Origin of the sequence: Actinospineispora spinosispora DSM 44797 (assembly GCF_000429025.1) — a bacterium.
In the GTDB taxonomy this organism is placed as follows: Bacteria; Actinomycetota; Actinomycetes; order Mycobacteriales; family Pseudonocardiaceae; genus Pseudonocardia; species Pseudonocardia spinosispora.
Window position 1 is genome coordinate 1 of sequence record NZ_AUBB01000033.1, and the last position, 20,736, is coordinate 20,736.

The 20,736-nt window shown below is 70.9% G+C and carries 1 protein-coding gene; it reads right to left on the bottom strand.

The window, feature by feature from the left end; translation table 11 throughout:
* The coding region (locus G406_RS47350; RefSeq protein ID WP_037076970.1) for a hypothetical protein at positions 1 to 19,910 on the bottom strand (19,910 nt) is incomplete at its 3' end.
* Positions 19,911 to 20,736: the final 826 nt, after the last annotated feature.

Consider the following 20,736-nt stretch of genomic DNA (forward strand, 5'->3'; position numbering starts at 1 on the left):
GACACCGTGCCGGGATTGCTGACCGCCCAGACCAAGACGAACAACACCAACGTCCCAGTCAACGTGGTGACGTCACCAACCCCGAACAACGCCGCGATCCACCGATAAGTCGCACTCGACGCCGGATCCAGAGTGCCCCGGATGTGCAACGGCAGATTCACCGTCAACGTCACAACCAACGCGCTCAACAACACACGCTGAACCCACTTATTGCTCGAAAGCCACGGCTTGACCGCGTTCAACGTCCCCCGCACCTGGAACGCCACCATCGCCGCGATCGCCGGCAACGCCACCGGCCAGATCACCGCACCCACCACCGCCGCCCCGAACACCGCTCCGGTCGCCATCGAGACCCAGCCGGTGCGGCTGTTGATCCAGTTCCAGACCCTGCGCGGCGCCGAGACCGCCGGTGCGGCTGTCGACGTCGACGCTGCGGTCACGGCCATCTGGAGCAGGGCGGGTCGGGCACCGAGGACGAGTGCAAGACCGGACAGCGTCTCCGCCAGCCACACACGGGCAGCGGCCAGCGGCCGGCTCATGGCCGCGGCATCGGCCGCGGCACGCATCCGGTCTAGCGCCGGCGGGCCACGCAGCTGAATCCACGACCGCAGTGCGCTGATCAGCGGCAGCGCCGCGAGGGCCGACGTCAGGCCGATCATGATCGCGTGCGCCGTGCCGCCGCTCAGCATTGCCGACAGGCCCGCCGCGACCGGGCCCGGTCCCGACATCGCGGCGTGCGCAGTGCCCGCCATCAGTACCCAGAACACCCCGGCCGTCACCACGACCACCGCGACCCTGCCGAGGATTCGGGCGGCCTTGGCCGGCTGAACGGCGAACCAGTGCGCGCCCGCGACGACGGCGAGGGCGAGCGTGGTCGGGAACGCCGCCGCACGGTGCTCGAGCCACAGGCGCAACAGCCCGTAGCCGGCCAGTGCCATGTTGGCGGTCACCAGTGCGGTGGGGAGGAAGCGGGCACCCGCCCACCACGTCCATGCCCCCATGGCCTTGGACCCGAGTGGGGTGGCCGCCAGCTTGGTCTGGGTGAGGTAGACGAACCCGGCGGTCAAGGCCGCGATGGGGAGCACCGCGACCCACGGGCCGGTCAGGAACCCTAGCTGCACCGCGAGCAGCCCGGCGGCGACGGTGATGGTCGGGAACGCGAGCCAGGTGGCCCAGCGGGTCGCCTGGTTGTCCGGAGCACGCGCCTTGACCAGCAGGTTCAGCGCCGTCGGCAACGCCGTGACGAGGAACAGGACATCAGCAGCCGAGAACAGCCCATTGATCAGTGCCGGCAAACCACCCGCGGCGAACGCGGCCGGCAGGTGCAGCGTGAGGTTCACCAACCACGACAGCGCGACCACTGCGGCCAGCCCCGCCTTGACCCAGCGGGGCATGTTCGGGAACCAGACGTTGAGCAGGTTCACCGTGCCCCGCACCGCGAAGGCGATGAACCCGGCCACCGCCACGTAACCCGGGATCGGCCCGACGGCGATCGCCACCGCCACCGCCGTCGCCGCGACCGTGTAGCCGATCGCGGTCCGCCCGATCGGCGAGCCGAGAGCCTTCAACGCCCTGGTGAAGGTGACCTTGCTGGCCGGGGGCGCGTTGCGGTTGATCACCCACATCAACAACGCCGTCACACTCACCAGCGCGGCGCTCGTACCGACCAGAACGGGGGTGTTGCCCAGCAGGTAGACGATCCCGTAGACCACCAGCGACACGGCGGACGCCTTCGCCCAGAACCGCTTCTGTGTCATCGGCACCGCGTGAGTGGTGCCCTTCTTGACGGCTCGTTTCGCGGCGAAGTCGTGCCAGATCTCGAACACCGACTCACCCATCCACCCCAGATAGGTGCTCCAGATCAGCAGGAACTGCGTCGGCGCCAGGTGCCACTGCGGCTCGGTCAGCTGAATACCCATCAACGGGATCGACACGATCACCGCGCCGAACGCCACGATCGCCGACCACCGCACCACGTGACCCCAGACCTTGGAGGCCTCGGCCGGGTTCTGCTTGCCGTTCCACGACGCGATCGCCGCCGGAACCCCGATGACCACGAAACCGGCGTTGGCGATGACGAACATCAGGTTGACCTGGTAGTCGATGCTCCAGAACGCCAACGGCAACATCCCCAGCACCAACAGGTTGATGTTGATCAACTGGGTGATCGGGCGCACGGTGTTGAGCACCGACTTCAACCACGTGTGCGTGCCATCCGCCTTGTCCTTCAACAGGAAACTCTCGGCGAACCACGAGCTGACCGGCAACCAGTTGACCAACCCGCGCACCGCGAACGCGATCATGCCCACCCAGCCCGGCAACGGATGCGCATCGACGATCAAGTAACTGCCGACAAGCCCAGCAGCGGTACCCAGGGACGACAAACCGACCGGGCTGACCAACCACTTGAACGCCACCACCAGCGTCTTCAACGGCGCCGGACGGACACCGAGGACAAGCTCCAGACCCGACTGCGTCTGCGCCAACCACACACGGACCGCAACCACCGGCCCGCTCACAGCCACGGCGTCCACCGCGGCACGCAACCAGTCGAGCGCCGGCGGGCCACGCACCTGAATCCACGACCGCAGCGCACTCAGCAACGGCAACGCCGCGATCACCGAGGTCAGACCGATCATGACCGCCTGCGCCGTGCCGCCACCCAGCATCGCCAACAGGCCGGGCCCACCGGAGGAAGTGCTCAGCGCGGCGGCGTCGGCGACGCCTCCGAGAAGGAGCCAGAACGCTCCGGCCGTCACGACGACCACCACGACCCTGCCGAGGACCCGGACGGCCCGAGCGGGCTGGACGGCGAACCAGTGGGCGCCGAGGCCGACGGCCAGCGCACCGGTGGCGATGAGCAGCGTCGGCAGGCTGTGCAGCTGGTAGAGCATGCCGTAGGCGGCGATCGTCGCGGCAGAGAACACCGTGACGAACTTCGTCAGGCCCTTGGCGAACGCACTGCCGCCGAACATCGTCCAGGCCTTCTCACCCAGCGTGTACGCGGCCTCGCCACCGAAGCCGAAGAACGTGCCGACCGTCAGCCCGTAGACCAGCAGGTTGATCGTCTGGATGGAGTCCGGCGCGACGATCGTGCCGATGACCAGCAGTGGGATCGAGGCGAGCGTCGCCAGTGCGCCGACGAGACCGGCCCGGGCGGTGACCTTCGCCCAGAACTTGTTGGCGACGATCGTGCTGATGTCCTTCGCCGACCACAGCGCGACCATCGCCACGAGCGCGCCGGTCAACGTGGTGACGTCACCGACGCCGAACAGCGCGGCGATCCACCGGTTGAGCCCGGTGCTCGCGGCGTCCATGGTGCCCCGGATGTGCAGCGGCAGGTTCACCGTCAGCGTCACCACGATGGTGGTCATCGTGATGCGCTGCACCCACTTGTTGTTCGACAGCCACGGCTTGGCCGTGTTCAGCGTGCCGCGCACCTGGAAGGCCACCATCGCCGCGATGGCCGGCAACGCGACCGGCCACGCCACCGCACCGATCACGGCGCCGGTGAACACGACGCCGGTCCCGACCGAGATCCAGCCGGTGCGGCTGTTCACCCAGTTCCAGACGATCTGCCACAACGTCTGGTGGTTCTTGGCCTCCGCCTGCTGCGCGGCCGCGACTTCCTGAGGTGTCGGGCCGAGTCGCTTCAGCTCGGCGGCGGCAGCGGCGGCCTGGTCACGGGCGTGCGCGGCCTCCGCCTCCAGCTCGTTGATCTGGCTCTGGACCTTCGCGGCCTCCTTCTTCCAGCTGTGCTGCTGGTGGCGGCCCGGGCCCTTCTTGTCGACCGGTCGGTTGGCCCTGCCCAGCAGGCCCTGGGCTCCCGCGCGGATGCCCTTCGCCATGGCGGTGGCCCGCTCGGCCACGCCGGTCCAGTACGCGTGATCGCGCTGCGCCTGTTCGATCGCCGGGGCATTGCGCTCCGCGCGGGCGGTGGGGACCTGGTTCCTCCAGGCCGTCTGGATCTTGTTCTGCGCCCAGGCCTCGATCTTGTTCGGCGTGCGCTCGACGAACTGGAACGACCCGTTGTTCGGGTTACGCTCGAGGGTGACGTGGCGGTCCAGCGCGTTGAGGATCACGAAGGTCGCGTGCGACATGCCCTGCGGCGACCGGAGGATCCGGTTCAGCGCGGGGTTGTTGACGCCCCGGCCACCGAAGTCGCGGGTGATGCGGCCGAACTCCCAGATGACCCGGACGTCGAAGAACGGGACGGTCAGCACCGGGGCGGTGATCGGCGCCGACGGCGGGGCCGGTTGGTTCTGACCGGGAGCGCCACCGGTACGGCCGGTCTGCGGACCGTCCGTCGCGGGCCGCTGCTGGACCAGGGTCTGCTCCGGCGCCTGGCCGGAGGGCCGCTCGGGGGACTGACCGGGCGCCTCGCCGGGCCGCTGCTCTCCGGGCTTGACGCCGCCGTCCCGGCCAGTGGGCTGGTCGCCGTGCCGGGCACCGGTGGGGCGTTCGGCGCCGGCGTGCTGGCCGGCCGCCGCGACCGGGCGACCACCACCGGTCTGGGCACCTGCCTCGTGCGGCGCGGCGACACCGCCGAACACGAGGCCGATCGCGGCGACGACCGCGGCGATCTGACGGCCTACCCGGGTCAGGGCCGCACGGAACTTGGAGGGCTGCTTCGAGGCGACCGGTGTGACGTCCTTCCCCGCGGTCGGCGTGCCGGCCGGCTCGACCGTCTTCCCACCGGGGGCGCTCGCGCTCGACGGCTTGCCGCCCACCTCGGTGGCGCCGCGGCCGGGCATCTGGGCCGTCGTGCCGCCGGAGCTCTCGGAGGAGCTGGCCGGCTTCAGGCCAGCGGGCAGCTCGCTCGGGCCGGGCAGACCCTTGCGCGTCGGCTGGGCACGCGTGCCCTCCTGCGCCTTGCGGCCTTCCTCACCGGAGCCGCCGCGCTCGATCGGCCTACCGTGCTGCGCTCCGACGTACTCACCTATCTCGTCGGCCATGTTCGGCGCGTTGTCGCGCTTGCCGGCGCCGAGCTCGGTGAAGCCTCGGGTGTTCTCCGGTGCCTTGTTCGACACCGGGCGGTGACCGTCGAAGAACTCGACCTTGCCGGTCTCGGCGTTCTTCCAGCCGAAGATCATGTGGCCGGCGTTGTCACCGGTCCCCTTGATCCACACCGCGAACCGGGTGCCGGGTGCCGCGTCGGCCATCTTCTGGTCGAGTTCGGCAGCGGTGCCCTTCTCGGTGTGACCGTCGAAGGTGTCCTCCACCTTCTTCTGCTGCGTGGAGGTGTTCTGGTCTTCCTTGGTCGCCGGGCGTACCTGGTCCGGATCGACGTTCTGCGGCTTCTCCGCGCTGGCGCGGTCGAAGAACTCGCAGGCGCACTTCTTGTCCGGTCCGAGGGGTGGCTCGGCGTCGTTCTTGGGGCCGCCGGACTGCTCGTCCGGGCGGTTAACGGGACGTTCTGGCTTGGTGCTCGGTGCCGGCGGTGCCTCCTCGCTCGTGGGCTTGGTCGTGGTGGTGGAGTTCTTTCCGCCCGGGGGGCCGTGGCTCGGCGAGTACTCCAGGGGGCTGGTCGGCTCCGGTTGAGCCGAGTTGGGCTTCTGGGACGTCCCCGCGGGGCGGCCGATGCCGGACCGGCCGCCGGGAAGGTCGGCCAGCACGGTTCCGCCGTCGGAGCCGTTGCCGCCGCCACCGGCACGCTGTCCGCCGGGACCGGTCGGGCTGGTCGGGGCGGTCGGCGCCGCCGGGTCCTGGCTCGGCGCGCTCGGCGAGTGTCCGCCGCCGCTGCCGCCCCTGACGAGGACCGTTCCGCTGGGCGCCGAGGGGGCGCCGAGGCCACCCGGGTTGCCGGTCAGCTCACCGACAACGACCCCGGAGGGGTTGCTGCCGGACGTGGCGGTGGCGCCCGGGGTGCCCGCCGTCGGGTTGCCGGTGGCCGGGTTCGACGTCGGGGTGGCGGACGGCCTGCCGGGCGCGCTCGGCCCCACAGGACCCGAGGTGCCCGAGCCGCCCCCGCCCGAACCGCCCGTGCCGCCCGTGCCCGGGGTGATCGGGGTGATGATGTAGACCGGCCCGTTCGGGCCGGTGGTCTCGGTGATGCGGTAGGCGAGGGTGATGTTGGTGGGCGCCTCGCCGGAGCCGGTGACGACCGAGCCGGAGCCTGGGGCGCCGGAGCCCTGGGAACCCGTCCCCTGGGTTCCGCTGCCCTGGGAACCGGCGCCCTGGGTTCCGCTGCCCTGCTGACCCGAACCCTGCTGACCCGAGCCCTGAGCGGCGGCGCCGGTGCCCGAGGTGGCGGAACCGGTCGTGCCGCCCGCGACCGGGCCGGACCCGGTGCCGGTGCCGGTGCTCGAAGCCGGGGAGGCGACCGGAGCCGGCGTTCCGGTGGCGTCGCCGGGGCGACCACCCTGGGTCGCGCCGGAGCCGCCGGTCTCGGAAGCACCGGTCACGTCGCCGGGACGACCACCCTGGGTCGCGCCGGTCTCGGGGGCGCCGGTCTCGGCGGGCCGCACCGGAGCCTGGTCGGCGACGGTGCGGAATGTGCCTTCGGCCGCCCGGGCCGAGACGACCATGTCCGAACCGCGGCCGCTGGTCGAGGCGCCGTCGATGCGGCCCATCATGCGGGAGATCGCGGCGTCGTCGGGCACCCGCACGCCCTGGTGCTCCAGCTCGGCCCTGACCTGGTCGATGGTCATGGTCTTGCCGCCGTTGCCGTCGCTGACGCCCTGGCGGCTGACGATGTCGCGGATGCGGAGTCCCTCGGCCCCCGGCCGGACGCGGCCACCCGGGTCGAGCAGGACGTTGCCGGAGCTGTCCTCGGTCAGCCGGAACCGGGGGTTGGAACCGCCCCGGCCGCTGCCGACCGCGTTGCGGACCGCGCCCTCGGTCAGCCCGGTGTGGTTCAGGACATCGCGCAGCGGCACCGGGCGGCCCGGGCGCATGACGTCACCGAGGATGTCGATCGCGGGACGGCTGACGCTCGTGTCGACCATCGGACGCATCGGGCTGCCGTCCCGGATCCCGAACAGCCCGCCGGGGACCCGGCCCGACTCCAGGCCACCCCGCAGGCCCTTGCCCACGGCTGGCGAGGCCAGCATCAGACCGCCGCTGACCAGGCCGGCGATCGCCTCGTCCTGCTGGGCGGGGGTCATCGTCTGCCAGTTGATCAGCGTGGTGCCGAGGTTGGCGCCGTACATGCCGGTGAACGCTGACATACCGATGACACCCGGCGCCGCGGCCGCGGCTCTGACCCCGAGCGATGCGCCCACCGCGGCGGGCCGCAGGAACGCACCGGCGCCGACCAGCGCGGTGGCGCCGAGGGAGATGTAGTCGGCGGCGGCGGCCGGGTTGCTCCAGCTGTTCGACTGCCAGTGCTGGCTTCGCTCGTAGATGTTGATGCCGGCCTTGCCCACGAACCAGGTCGTTCCGCCCGCGATCAGTGGCACGCCTACCACGGCACCCACGCCGGTGAAGGTCGCGATGGTCCCGCCGATGATCATGGCAGGGGCGATGACGTAGTCCATCGCCTTCTCCACCGGCGACGTGTAGTGCGCCGAGGTCATCTTCAGTGGACTGTCGGGCTTATCCCAGTTCTCCCTGGTGATGAGGTCCGAGTCCTCGGCCATCGAGTTCTGGTTCTTGTAGTCGTCCAGCGAGGTGTACTTCGACCCGTCGGCGTCGATCCAGCCGAGGACGTTGCCGTCGGCGTCCCGGACCCGGTAGAGCATCGTCGGGACCCAGTCGTCCCCACTGCCCTTGCGGTAGAGCATCCGCTCGGCGTCGACCTGGCCGTCGGCGCCACCGAGCCTGCGGATGGAGTCGGCCGCCTTCTTGTTGACCTCCCGGTCCGGGCTCTCGTCGTAGGTCAGGGCCCGGCCTCGGATGCTCTGCTGGTATTCCTTGGCCGACATCTGCGACGCCTGCTGGGCCAGCTCGTCGGGCGACCACTTCTTGAACTGTTCGGAGAGGTCGTCCTCGGTCCAGTTCTGGTAGCCGGGACGGTTCTTCGCCGAGGTCAGTGCGAACAGCAGGTCCTGCTTGCCGGTCGAGGGCAGCTCGAGACGGTCGATCGGGTTGCCGGGTGCGCGCTCGGTCATGTTGCGGGTGACCGCGGTGTAGTTGAGCGAGCTGAGGCTCTTGGCCATCCCCAGCTTCTCGGCCCACTTCTTCTGTTGCGGGTCGTTCTGGTCGAGGCTGTTGTAGAGGTCCGTGACGTCGCTCAGCTGGGAGTTGGCGGCGGTGATCCGATCGGACCAGTGTGTGTCGCCGCTGCCCCGGCCGAACTTCTCGTCCAGCGTGCGCAGCGTGGCCTGCTTGGCGTCCTTCTCCGGGTCCTTGTTCGAGCCCTGGATCTTCTCGGTCGCCGCGTTGAGCAGCGCCCTGCTGTTGGTGATCTGGTCCGATCGGGCGTCGAGCGTCTGCTGCTCGGCATTGAGCTTCTCGCGCGTTGCCTCGCTGCCACCGTTGCGCTGGAACGCGAGGGCGCGGGAGTTGAAGTCGGCGACGTCGCGCGCATAACTGGCGTTCATGGTGTCCAGCTGGGTCTGGATGGGCCGCAGGCTCAGCATCGAGTTCTGGCTCGTGTTGTACGGAGCGTTCGGGTTGCCCTTGTCGTCGACGCCGAGAGCGCCCTTGACGTTGTCCAGCGCGCGGTCGATCGGCGCGCGGGTGTCACCCGGCTTCGCGGGACCGGCCAGCTCGTTGACCAGCTTCGGGTTCCCGGCCATGTCGGCCTTCGTCTTGTTGATGTCCGGCCGGACGTAGTTGGCGTCGGCGACCCCGTCGATGACGCCGCGCGCGGCGGACCACTCGTAGACCAGGCCCGGGTCGATGCCGTCGAGGGAGTCGAACTTCTTGTCCAGGTCGGTCTTCTCCGCGCCGGTGAGCACGCCGTCGGACTTGGCGTTCCGGTAGGCGTCCATGACCGGCTTGATCTTCGTGGTGTAGATGTCGCCGTACTTGTTCTGCAGGCGCCGGTCGGTGCTCTGCTGGTTCAGGTACTCGAAGGCCATCGAGTCCTGCTGCCCAGAGGTGAGCTTGGGCAGGTTCATCGCGTACTCGTCGGCGTAGTTCGTGCCGTTCTTGGCGTCCTCGGCCTTCATCCGGGCCAGGGCGTCCGCGTCCAGGGCCGGCAGCGCGTCCCCCGGCTTGAGGCCCAGGTCGTTGGCCATCGATTTGTCGATCGGGGAGCCCGTCGGCGGCCGTCTGAAGCCGCCGTCCATCGCCAGCGCCCAGTAGTCGTTGGGCGTGTAGCCGGGGCCCCAGTCGAAGCGCAGGTTCTTCGGATCGGAGCCGCAGGAGTCGGAGTTGCTCTGGCAGGACCACCCTGTGTGGGTGCCGTCGGCGTTGGCGTAGAGCAGACGGGTACCTTGCGGATCGGACACCTCAGTGCCCTCCCGGCTCCTGCCGGAGCACGCCGTCCCGGCGTTCACGCCGCTGACGATGCCCGTGCAGATCGCGCCGCCGCCGTTGCCGTCCTTGTCCCGGTTGTACTGGGTGAACGAGCAGCCGTCGCAGGTCTGTGCGTCGCCGGTCGGGGTGTACCAGGTCTTCTTCTCACCGAGGTTGGTGATCTCGCGGTAGCCGCCGGGGTGCGGGCCCTCGCCGGTGGCCAGGTGCTCGACCCAGTGGCAGTTCGCGCACGGGGTGTTCTGGGCGGGCAGGCCCGGCCCGCTGACCGTGCAGTCCCCGCCGCACTCCAGGGTTCCGCCCTTGCCATCACCATTCGGCGTGATCACCTTGAGCACGTCGCCCATGTGCTCGTAGTTGTAGGCGTCCTCGGGGCTGTAGTCGCTCTGGTCGACGTGGTCGTTGTGGCGGTTGTCCACCACGTAGCCCTCCTTGGTCTCGATCCGGCCTGACTGGCCGGTCGGGAGGGCGTAGTAGCCGGGGTTGCCGGCGGCGTCGCGGGTGATGATCAGGGTGGCGTTGTCGGAGGACTGCTTGGTCTCCTCGTCGGGGTTCCAGGCCGCCTTCTTCTGGTCGGCCCAGACCTTGTCGCCCTCGACGCTCTGGAAATGGCCCTTGCCGGCCCACTTGATGACTCCCGCGTGGCCGTCGGCGTCGCGCGCGGTGATCTGGACGCCGGCGGCGTCGTTGAGGTCGAAGTGGTCGAGCTTGTCGCCGGGCTTGGCGGCGAACCCGACGTCGGCGGTGCAACCCTGGGCGCAGCTGGCGCTGAACGTCTGGTCGGAGTGGTTGGCGAGGGTGCCGCCGTTGGCCGTGTTCTTGTCCTGGCCGGAGTAGGTGACCACCGAGCGCGAGGCACCGTCGTGGACGTTGCCGTTGCCGTTCATCCACCACATGCCGCTGCCGTCCTCGGTGGCGGCGATACCGCACGTGCTGTTCGACGTGCAGGTGCTCTTGTCCTTGCCGTCCACCGAGGGCTGGGTGACGGTGCCGTCGCCGTTCGCGCCGAACTCGACGGTCCCGTTGCCGCCGCCGGCGATCGGCGGCTTGCCACCCGTGCACTCGTCGGCGCCGCACGGCCGGCTCTGGACCTCGCCGTCGGCGTCCTTCGTGACGATCGAGATGCCGCCGTGGCCGTCGGGCACGAATCCGGTGAGGGTGTCGCCCTTGCCCAGGACCTTCTTCAGCGTCGGCACGTCCCACGGGGTGTAGCCGTACTTCGTGGTGACGTCGGCCCACTTCTCCGGGGTCAGCCCGTCGGTCGTGTCGGACTTGATCGGCTCCATCATCTTGTGGTCGCGGCCCTCGAGCGTGATGGTGCCCGGGCCGTAGTGGGAGTAGTTGCCGAGGTTGCCAAGGCCGTCCCGGCCGACGAGCAGGTTCGAGGTGTCCTGGATGTCGATCTTGTCGGTGAACTTGCCCTTGCCGAGGTCGTAGTTGCTGACCGTGCCCTGGCAGCCGCCGTTGCAGGTGAAGGTGAACGGCTTGCCCTGGGTGTTGCCGAAGCTGCCCTCGTTGCGGTTCGCCGGGTAGTTACCGGCCGGCTTGGAGTCCTGGTAGTGCAGCGTGGAGGCGGTGATGCCGTCGGTGACGTTGCCGTCGCCCTCGATCCAGTACTTGCCGTCGCCCTTGCCCTTGTCGTCGCCGGAGAGCGCGCAGCCGACGCTGGCGTCGCACTTGTGGTCGCCCTGTCCTTCGGTCGTGTGGCGGCTGGTCTCCGGGTTGCCGGTCTGTGGGATGACGATCTGGCCGCCGCCGCCTTCGATCTTCTTGCCGGGAGCGCAGTCGGCCGCCGAGCACTTGTCGATCTTGACCGGGCCGTCGCCCTCCTTGGTGTAGATGTCGTAGCCGTCTTTGGTCTTCTTGTAGCCGATGGCGGACTCGCCGTCCTTGAGCCCGCCCATGAACTCGTCGAGGTTCTTGACCTGGTGCGCGGCGCGCGCGGCGGCGGCGGCGCGCGCGGCCTGGATCTGGTTCCAGGACGGGCCGGTCTGGGTGAACGAGTTACCGGACTGCTCCAGTTGGAACCCCGAGCAGTCGCCGGAGCAGCTGGCGCCACCACTGCCACCCGGGCCGGCCTGGGCCCAGGCGTGGACACCGCAGCCGCCCTTGCCGCTGCCCGAGCAGGTGCCCGCGCCGTTGGCCGACCAGTAGCCGCTCGGCATGTCGGGCTGCTTGGCGTTCGCGGTCTGGTCGGCCCGGTCGTGCTCCTCGGCGTGCGCGGAGTAGGTCGAGGAGCAGTTCTTCGCGCCGACGCAGGTCGACTGCGCCTGCGCGTCGGCGCCCTTGGCGTAGGTCGACGCCATGACCTGGACGGCGCCACCGCCCATCTTCCCGTCCTCGGAGCCGTGCGCGTCCGCCTTCGCCCATGCCTTGGAGGAGGGGTCGGACGAGCGGGAGGACGCGGAGGCCTCGAAGTGGTAGCTGCAGTCGGTGCCCTCGGTGCCCTGGCAGGAGGCCGCCGCCTGCGCGGTGCCGTCCTTGGCGACGGTCTTGGCCATGACCTGGACGGCGCCGCCACCCATCTCGCCGGACTTCGAGCCGTGCGCGTTCGCGTTGGCCTTCGCGCCGCCGCTGGACGCCGAGTCGGACGTGGAGGCCTCGTAGCTGTAGTGGCACTGCGCGCCCTTGGTGCCCTGGCAGGACGCTCCGGCGAGTGCGCTGCCGTCCGCCGAGGCGCCGACCTGGACGCTGCCGGCGCACTGGCCGTTCGCCCCGACCGTGCAGTCGTTGGCCGCGTTCGCCTTGGCCTTGCCCGCCTCGGCCTTGCCCTCGCTGATCGCCTTGCAGCCGCCGGCGCCGCCGCACTGGAAGCTGACCTGCGACATGTCCGGCGTGGCGGTTCCGCTGGTGCCGGTCATGCAGCCGGCGCCGCCCTCGCAGGTCGCGGTGGTCGTCGACTTGACGCCCTTGGCGCCGACCGAGTCGGTCGTGCTGGTGGCGTGGATCGGGCAACCGGCCTTCGTACCGTTGTCGCAGCTCGCGGCGATGGTCGCGGTCGTGGTGGCGAACTGCTGGTCCTGCGTGACGCCGGGCGCGCTGTAGGCGGTGCTGACGCTGGCCCGGATGCCGGCGTTGCACTCGCCGGAGCCGTCGCACGCGGTGTCGCCCTCGCCGGTGCTGGTGCTGCTGTGTCCATCCTGGCCCGCCGTGGCCTTGGCCGTGCCGGTGACCTTGCCGGTGCAGCCCGCTTCGGGGCAGATGAGGTTGGAGCCGGTCTCCGCCTCGCCGGAGAAGCCAGGGACCGGGGCCCCGTCCTTGTCGTTCTTGTCCGCCTTCGTCCGCTGACCCGAGTCGCGCATCAGGGTCGCGGTGGCGTCGCTGGTGACCGCGCACCCGCTGGAGGTGGAGGTGCAGGTGGCGTCGGTGTGTGAGGCGCCGGGGATGCCGCTGGTGTCGCCGGTGGTGGTGGCGGTGCAGCCGGGCCCTGTGCACTGGGCCATCGAGCTGGACTGCGACCAGGTCGCGGGGAGCGCGTCGGCCGGGATCGGCTTCTTCGCTGCCTCGGTGGCGGCGGTTGCGGTCTTCTTCGCGTCGTCGGCGGTCTTGGCCGCCTCGGTGGCTGCCTTCTTCTGCTCAGCGGTGGCGCCGGGCAGCGCGGCGGTCGCGGCGGCCTGGTCGGCTGCCTGACGCGCTTCGGTTGCCTGGGTGGTGGCCTGGGTGGCCGCGTTCTTGTACTGCTCGGTGTAGATGTCGGCGACGACCTGGCCGGAGGCGGAGGAGGAGCTGGAGACGGCCTGGCAGGCGCTGCCGGTGGTGTCACACGTGCTGGTGGTGGTCCCGGTGGCCTCCGGGGGTCCCCGGGATCCGGCCGCGCCGTTGTGGTTGTCGGGGCCGTCGATGCCGGTGGCGACACCCCGAGGGGTGCCCTTGCAGGGGCCGGAGCCGTCGCAGGTCAGCGTGGCCGATGCCGAGGACCAGCTGGAGGCGCCGGGGACGGTCGGGCCGCCGGAGTTCGCGGACGAGCCGGGCGCGGTGGCCGGCTGCTCGGAGTTCTGGCCGCCCTGTCCGGAGGGGTTCTTGCCGCCCTGTGAGGCGGTGCTGCCCTGCGCGTCCTTGCCCTCGCCGTTGCTCGAACCGCCGCCGGTGGCGCTGGTGCCCTCGTCGGAGGTGCCGCCGGTGTTGGTGGAGGTGACGGTGGCGTTGTCGGTGGAGGACTCCTGGACCATCGGGGCGATGCTGTTGGCATCCGGGCCGGAGGAGGCGGCGCCGTTGACGACGGCCTGGCAGGTGCCGCCGCTCACCCCGGAGCAGGTGCCGACGCTGCGGTTGCCGCGCGGGTCCGGGGAGACCGACGGGTCGGTTGCGGTGACCGTGGCGGTGATCTTGCCGGTGCAGTCGGTGCCCTCGCAGGTCATCTTGCCGCCGACCACGGAGGCGGCGGACGGACCGGCGGGCATCCGCGCGGTGTTGATGTCGCCGTCGGCGTAGGCGCGGGCGGCGCCGGGACCGGTGTTGGCGGTGGACAGCGTCTGGACCTGGCAGCTGCCCGAACCGGTCTGGCAGTCGACGGTTCCTTCGGAGGTGCGGGGCTTTCCGTCGGCGACGGCGCCGTCGAACGCGGCGGAGGTGGTGTGCGCGGTGCCCGAGCAGGTGCTGGTCCGGCAGTCGATGCTGGCGGCGGACCGCGAGGTGGAGGTGGGTCCGGAGGTGGGCTGGCCCTTGATCGGCTGGCCGGTCTTCGGGTCGAGCTGGACGTACTCGGCGACGGTCGAGGCGTCGGAGCTGGCCTGGCCGAGGCAGCCGCCGCCCTGCACGGTGCAGTCGGCGGTGGTGGAGCTGCCCCGGCGGTGCTCGGAGATTCCGGTGTCGCGGGCGCTGGTCGCGGCGGAGGACTTGCCACCGCACTGGGTGGAGTCCTCGCAGCGGACCTGGGCGTCGGCGTGACTGACGCTCACCGGGCCGGCCGGGGTGGCCGGTTTACCGTTCGCGGCGGGCTGGGCCTCGCGGTGGGCGACCTCGGTGTCGCCGACCGAACCGCAGGTGCCGCCGACGCCGTGCGCCTCGCAGGTCGTGGTGCCGTTCGAGTCCCGCACGCCCTTGACGTCACCGGAGGCCTCGCCAGAGGTGGTGCCCTTCGAGGAGGTCGTGCAGTCCTTCGAACCGCACTCGAGGGTGGAGTCGGTACGGGAGTAGGCGGTGAGGCCCTTGCCCAGTTCGGCGACCGGGTCGGTCTTCGCGGCCGGCTCGGCGCCGGTGCCCGCGGTGGTGGCGGCCAGCGTGACGGTGGGGGTCACCTCGAGGTTCGTGCCGTTGTCGACGGCGGTCGAGCTGGCGTCGGTGGAGCAGCCGCCGGAGGTACCGGTGACGGTGCACTCGTGGTTGGCGTCGGTCTTGCGGGTCGCGGTCTTGCCATCGATACCCGCGGTGACCTCGGCGGTGGTGGCGGTGGTGCCCTTGCCGGTGCAGCCCTTGACCTGGTCGCAGTCGACGCTGCTGTAGGACAGGACGTCGTCTCCATCGCCGAGGCCGGAGGACGAGGTGCACGAGCCGCCCTTGACGTCGCAGCCGGCCTTGCCGGAGCGGGCGTGATTGTCGGTGTTGGTCTTGGCCGGCGTGGCCGCGACCGCGGCCTGACCGGTCTCCGGGTCGGCGGCGACGGCGGGGGTGGCCGAGGTCGTGGTGGTCTTCTCGGTCTTTCCGCCGGTGCTGGTCTCGGTGGTGCCGGTGCAGCCGGTGGCGCCCTGGGCGCAACGGACGGAGGCCTGGGCGGCCGGCTGCGAGGTAGTGGTGTTCTCGTCGTCGCCGTAGAGCAGGTCGGCAAGCCAGCCACGCTGTCCGTTCTCGGTGACGCCTCCGGCGCGGACGGAGGAGCTGACGTCGCAGCCGACCGTGGTGGCCGCGCAGTGCGCCTTGCTCGAGGCCTCGCCGTTGTCCTTGCTCGCCTCGGTGCTCGCGGCGGGGGTGTTGGCGGGGGTCTTGCTCGCGGCGAGCTGCGTCGTGTCGGCCGCGGTCTCTCCGGTCGGCTTGGTCTCGGTGGCGCGGCGCCCGGTGGAGTTGGTGTCGCACACCCCGTTGGAGGTGTTGCAGTCCGAACCGGCTTCGGACTTCGTCGCGAACGAGGCCAGCGCGCAGTTCTTGGTGCACGTCCCGGTCGCCTCGGACGAGCCCTCCTGCTTGCCCGCGGCGAGGTCGGCGGCGTCCGGCGTGGTCGGGGTCTTGCCCGACGTGGTGCAGCCCGCCTTGGCCTGGCAGAACGTGTCCGTGCCACGGGAGTCGGCGACCGTGGAGGTGTTGCACTCGCCGGCGCCACAGGTGGTCGCGGCGGTCGTCTTGCCCGCTTCGCTGGTGGTCTTGCAGCCCTTCAGGTCACACGAGGCCGAGGCCTTGCGGTCGCCGACGGTCGAGGAGCTGCTGCAGGTGGAGATGCCGGTCAGGCACAGGCTGCGGTCCTGCTCGGTCTTGCCGGTCTTGGCGTCCTCGGCGACGGTGGCGCACTCACCGAACGCGCCCGTGCTCGAGCAGGCCGCCCCGGCGCCGCCGCGTCCGGCGTTCGGGTCCTGCAGCTGCGAGCCGCCGGTCTCCCACCGCAGCTGCTCGGTCTGGCCGTAGACCTCGTCCTGCTGCGCGGCGTAGGCGGTGGCGCGCTTGTCGTAGGTCGCCTTGTCCAGCTTGCCGGCGTCGAGCTGTTCCTTGTCCTTGTCCAGCGCGGTCTTCGCCGCCGCGAGCTTCTGCTGGCCGGTGACGGTGTCGGTGATCAGCTGGCTGTCGTAGTCCGACAGCTGGCCCATCGACTCGTCGGCCTTGGTCTGCAGGGTCTTCTGGGCGGCGACCTTCTTGTCGTAGTCGGCCTGGGTGATCGACCCCTTGGCCAGTGCCGCCTTGGCCTCGTCGACGCTCTTCTGACCGTTGATCACCGCGAGGTGGTCGTCGAGCGCCTGGTTGGTCGCGGTCGGGGAGCTGGAGTCGTACCAGGAGGCCAGCTGGTACTGGTCGGTGTCCTGCGTGTCGTCGGCCAGCAGCGGCGGCGGCGCCCTGCTACCCAGGCTGCTGGGCTGGCGGGTCCGCAGCGACCCGTCGGCGAGCGCGCACTCGGCGTCGCTCTGGCATTCGGTACCGGCGAACTGACCCTGCTCCGCGCCGAGCGAGGACTGCCCGCCACCGTTCTGCTGGCCGCCGGTCTGCTTGCCACCGCCGGAACCGCTCATGCCCGGGTTGCCGTTTCCGCCGTAGCCGCTTCCGCCGCCGCTGCCGGCGCGGTTGCCCTGGGCGAGCGCGGTGAGCACGTCCTGTGCCGCACCGGTCAGCATCTCGCGGGTCTGCCCGCCTGCCTGTTCACCGGCGGTGGCGGTCACCAGACCGGACACCATGTCGACCACACCGGACAGGACCTGACCGAAGTCCTGGAGCCCGGCACTCTGCCCGCCTCGGTTCCCGGGGCCGTTCCCGACGGTGTTGCCGGAGCCCTGGTCGCCGGAGCCCTGGTTGCCGGAGCCCTGGTTGCCGGAACTCTGCTGGCCGGAGCCGCCGCTGCCTCGCTGGCTTTGACCGATGCCCAGGTCCTTGAGGAGGTCCTGGACGAAGTCGTTCGTCGACTCGCGGATCGAGCGGGCGAGGTCGCTCCCGCCCCGGGGCTGCTGCTCGCTGGAACCGCCGCCGGAGCCGCCCGACCGTTTCGGGTCCGCCATGCCGAGCCGCTGGAACAGGTCCTGCATGAAGTCGTTGACCGGCTCCTGGATCGAGCCCTTCGCCGAACCGTGGGCCGAGCCGCGCTGCCCATGGCTCTGGCCGCTCTGGCGGGCGGGCTTGCGCAGCGAGTCGGTCAGCCCGTCGGCCAGATCGCTCAGGCTCTCGCGCGTCCGCTCCCCCGCCTTGCGGCCGGCGACCTTCGACACCACCCCGGACGACAGGTCCACGAACCGTGACATCGCCTCGTCGAGGCTGGGCGCCGAGGGCCGTGGAGCGGGCTGGCCCATCGGCTGCTGGGCGCTGGTCTGCTGGGTCGGCCGTGCCGCACCGATGCGGCCGAGCAGATCCTGTACGAAGCCGTTGACCGACTCGGTGATCGAGGCGGAGAGATCCTGTCCGGGCTGCTGGGGAACACTTCCCCGCGCACTCTGGCCGCTGCTGGGTCGGCCGTTCGAACTCGAGCTCATGCTGTCGCCGAGCTGGTCGAGGAACTGGCCCACCTGGGAGGAAACCTGGCCGACCAGCCGCACCGCGCGACCGTTCGAACCGTCACCACTGTTGTTGCGTGAGTCCTCCGCCGACGCCGGAGGCCCCCGGCCGCGCAACGCCGAGTACACGCTGTCGGTCACCTTGCTCGCCAGGTCGCAGGACCGGCCGCCGTCGGCGTCGCACCCGGTGACGCCGCGGGTGGTGGGGACGGTGCCGGCGGCCGGCCCACGGCCGCCGTCACCGTCCCCACGGTCGCCCTGCCTCGCGGCCTCCGGGTGGGCGACCCGGGGGGTGGTCGTCGCCCACCCGGAGGTATTGGTGCCGGTGCCGCTCTGGCCCCGGTTCAGTGCGGCGCCCTTGACCAGCGCGGACTGTATCTCGTCCGCGGCCTGGGACAGGACCTGGTGGGTCCGCTGCCCGGCCTCGCGTCCGGCGACCGTGGAGACGACGCCCGAGGCCAGATCGACCACCGAGCCGAACAGCTCGTCGACGCCCTGCCCGGCAGGCACGCGGGGGGTGGCGGCGCCGTTCGATGTTCCGGTGGGACGGCCCGGACCGGACCCGGTCACGACCGGCAGCGGCTGCTCGCTGTCCTGGGGCGACGTCTGGGCCGCCGACGGCCGACGGCCGGTGCTCACTGCCGGGGCCTGGGCCTGGCTCTGAGCCGAAGGCGCCGGCTGGCGGGCCGAGCCGGTGAGGCCATTGCTGACCAGCCAGTTCTGCACCACCTGGGTGATCTGCTGGGTCAGCTGGTCCACCGGGTTCGACGCGTACTGACCACCCTGCGCGTTCTGGCCGAGCTGGCCGGCCTGCGCGGACTGGCCCGGACGGGAGCCCTGCTGCGAACCGGACTGGCCGGTCGCGCCGGAGCTCTTACCGCCGATCTGCTGGAGCAGCTGACCGACCTCGGAGAACACGTGGCCGACGAGCTTCAGCACGCCACCGGCGGTCCCGCCGGCCGCGCCACCGGCGTTGCCCTGTCCGGGACCGCTCTGGCCGCCGGTCGTCGGGCCGGTGCCCAAGTTCTCGCCGCCCGCCGGGGCGCCGGTGTTCTGGCGCTCCGACACGAAATCCTTGACCAGCGAGGTGATCCGCGAAGAGAGCTGCGCTACCGCGCTCTCGATCCGCTCGTCCAGATCGCTGTTCCTGCTACCGCTGTTCTTGCCACTGCCGAGACCGTCATGGGTGGTGCTGTGCGAGTCGGTGCGCTGCGCCGGTGGCCCTCGGCCACGCAGCGCGGAGAGAACGTCGTCACGCACAGTCGCCGCGGCCTCGCAGGCGCGGCCGTTGTCGAGGGTGCATCCGGTGGCGCGCCCTGCCGGGGCTGCTGCCGTCCCGTCCGTCACCTTGTGTCCGCCGCCGCTGCCCGCTCGCGTCTGGTCGGGGTCCTGTGCCTTGGCCGACTGGCGGCTCGGGCGGGGGTCCGTCGCGCCCCACTGGGCCGCGTTGGATCCGGCGCCCGCGTTGCTCGGGTTCCGGTTCAGCGCGGCGCCTCGCGCCAGCGCCGACTCCACCTGGTCCGCTGCCTTGGACAGCGCCTGGTGGGTCGCCTGCCCCGCGTCACGCCCGGCGACGGTGGACACGATCCCGGAGGCGAGATCGACCACCGAGGTGAACAGTTCGTCGACGCCCTGTCCGGACCGCGGCACCCGGGGCGCCTGGCTGGTTCCGGTGTTCGAGGCCCGCCCGAACTGTCCGGAACCGGCGCGCGCCAGCTGGTCGGTCACGAACTCGTCGACGTCGGCGGAGACGTCGGCGGCGAGCTGACTCGATCGCGTGCGTGAGGCGTGGCCGGAGCCAGAAGAGGCGGGCGCGGAGCTGGACTGCCGGACGCGTGGGCGGTCGGCGGGGTCGCTCGGCACGAAGTCCTGGATCGCGTCGGCCGTGGCGTCGTCGGCGGCCGATGAGACCGACGAGGTCACCACACCGGTCACCTTGTGCGCGACACCCTGAATGAATTCGAGCACCGGGTCGATCAGAGAATCGGGAGAATCGCCGATCGATTCCCGCGTCGCCGAATTCTGGGCGGAATAGCCGCCACCGTTTCCGGCGGGACGCTGACCGAGGGTGTCGGACCAGCTGGGCAATTCTTCGTCGCCGGTGACGTCGCTGACCGTTCCGGTGGCCGCGGTGGGGCGGCCACCACCGGACATGGTCGTCCAGTCGGTCAGCCCGGAGTCGTCGACCGCTTCGCCGCCGGTGCCGAGGTCGGCCGTCGTGGCCGCGGCCAACGTGACCCCGGTGGCCGCGGCGTGGGACGCCGGCTCGGCGATCCGCGCGTGGCCACCGCCGGCGATGAACGCCGCAGCGATCCACACCAGGCCTGCTCCGGCAAGCACCTTCCCGAACGACAGTGACAGCAGCGCGCGCGACACCAGCGGCACGACGGTGCTCGCGCACCACCTGCCTGCCGAGATCGCGGTCTTCACGTGAAGTCACTCCAGGACTGGGGAGGGCGGTCCGTGAAGGTCGACGCACGGGTGACCGTGGGGACGACGCTTCAGCGGGAGAGCTTTCGGTGGAGTGATCGGTACCAGGCAACGGTGCAGGTCACGCTGCGGTACATCCTCTGGTTGGTGCTGCGCGGTGCAGGCACGACCAGGTCGATCGGGTGTGCTCGAAGCCTGATCTGGGTTCAGGTAGCGGATCGGTGCCGCGCTTGGCGACACATCCTCGGCTGCCGACGTCCACGTGCCCGTGTGCAACCAAGTCGATCGTGCCCGCGCAGCCCTGGGAACTGACGTCGCGGCGAACCCTGTGAGATAGGCCTCGACGTAAAGTTAACCCATACTTCAGCTCATCGCAAACGGTTAGGGAGATCTTCGCCATCCGAGTTGGCGATCATCGTGGTTCGCCGGACCGGCATCCCGTCCGGCGCGGTGAGCGGCCGGTCTCCTCCGGCCTCCCTCGGCCGGCGCGGCCGGCCATGTGGCCGGTGCCACTGACCGCCGGCGGCTCGGTCACGGCCACGACTCCCGGCTGCCGATCGTGGCCACGGCCATCGTCGTGACATGTCCGAATGGCCGATGGCCGCGTGATCGAAGACCGGCCACGGATGGCCACCCGGGCGGGCGACAGATGGCCGAGAAACGCCCACCGACATTGCGCGGTGAATTGATTGCCAGAGAAATATTCCGTCGCGGCGCGCGGAATCCGTGAGGCCACCATCCGAGGCTCTGTCCGCACGACGCGCCGAACCCATCACATTTGCGGCTCGATCGGTGGTTGAGCCGCAACGAATCGGCCGTCCCGAGC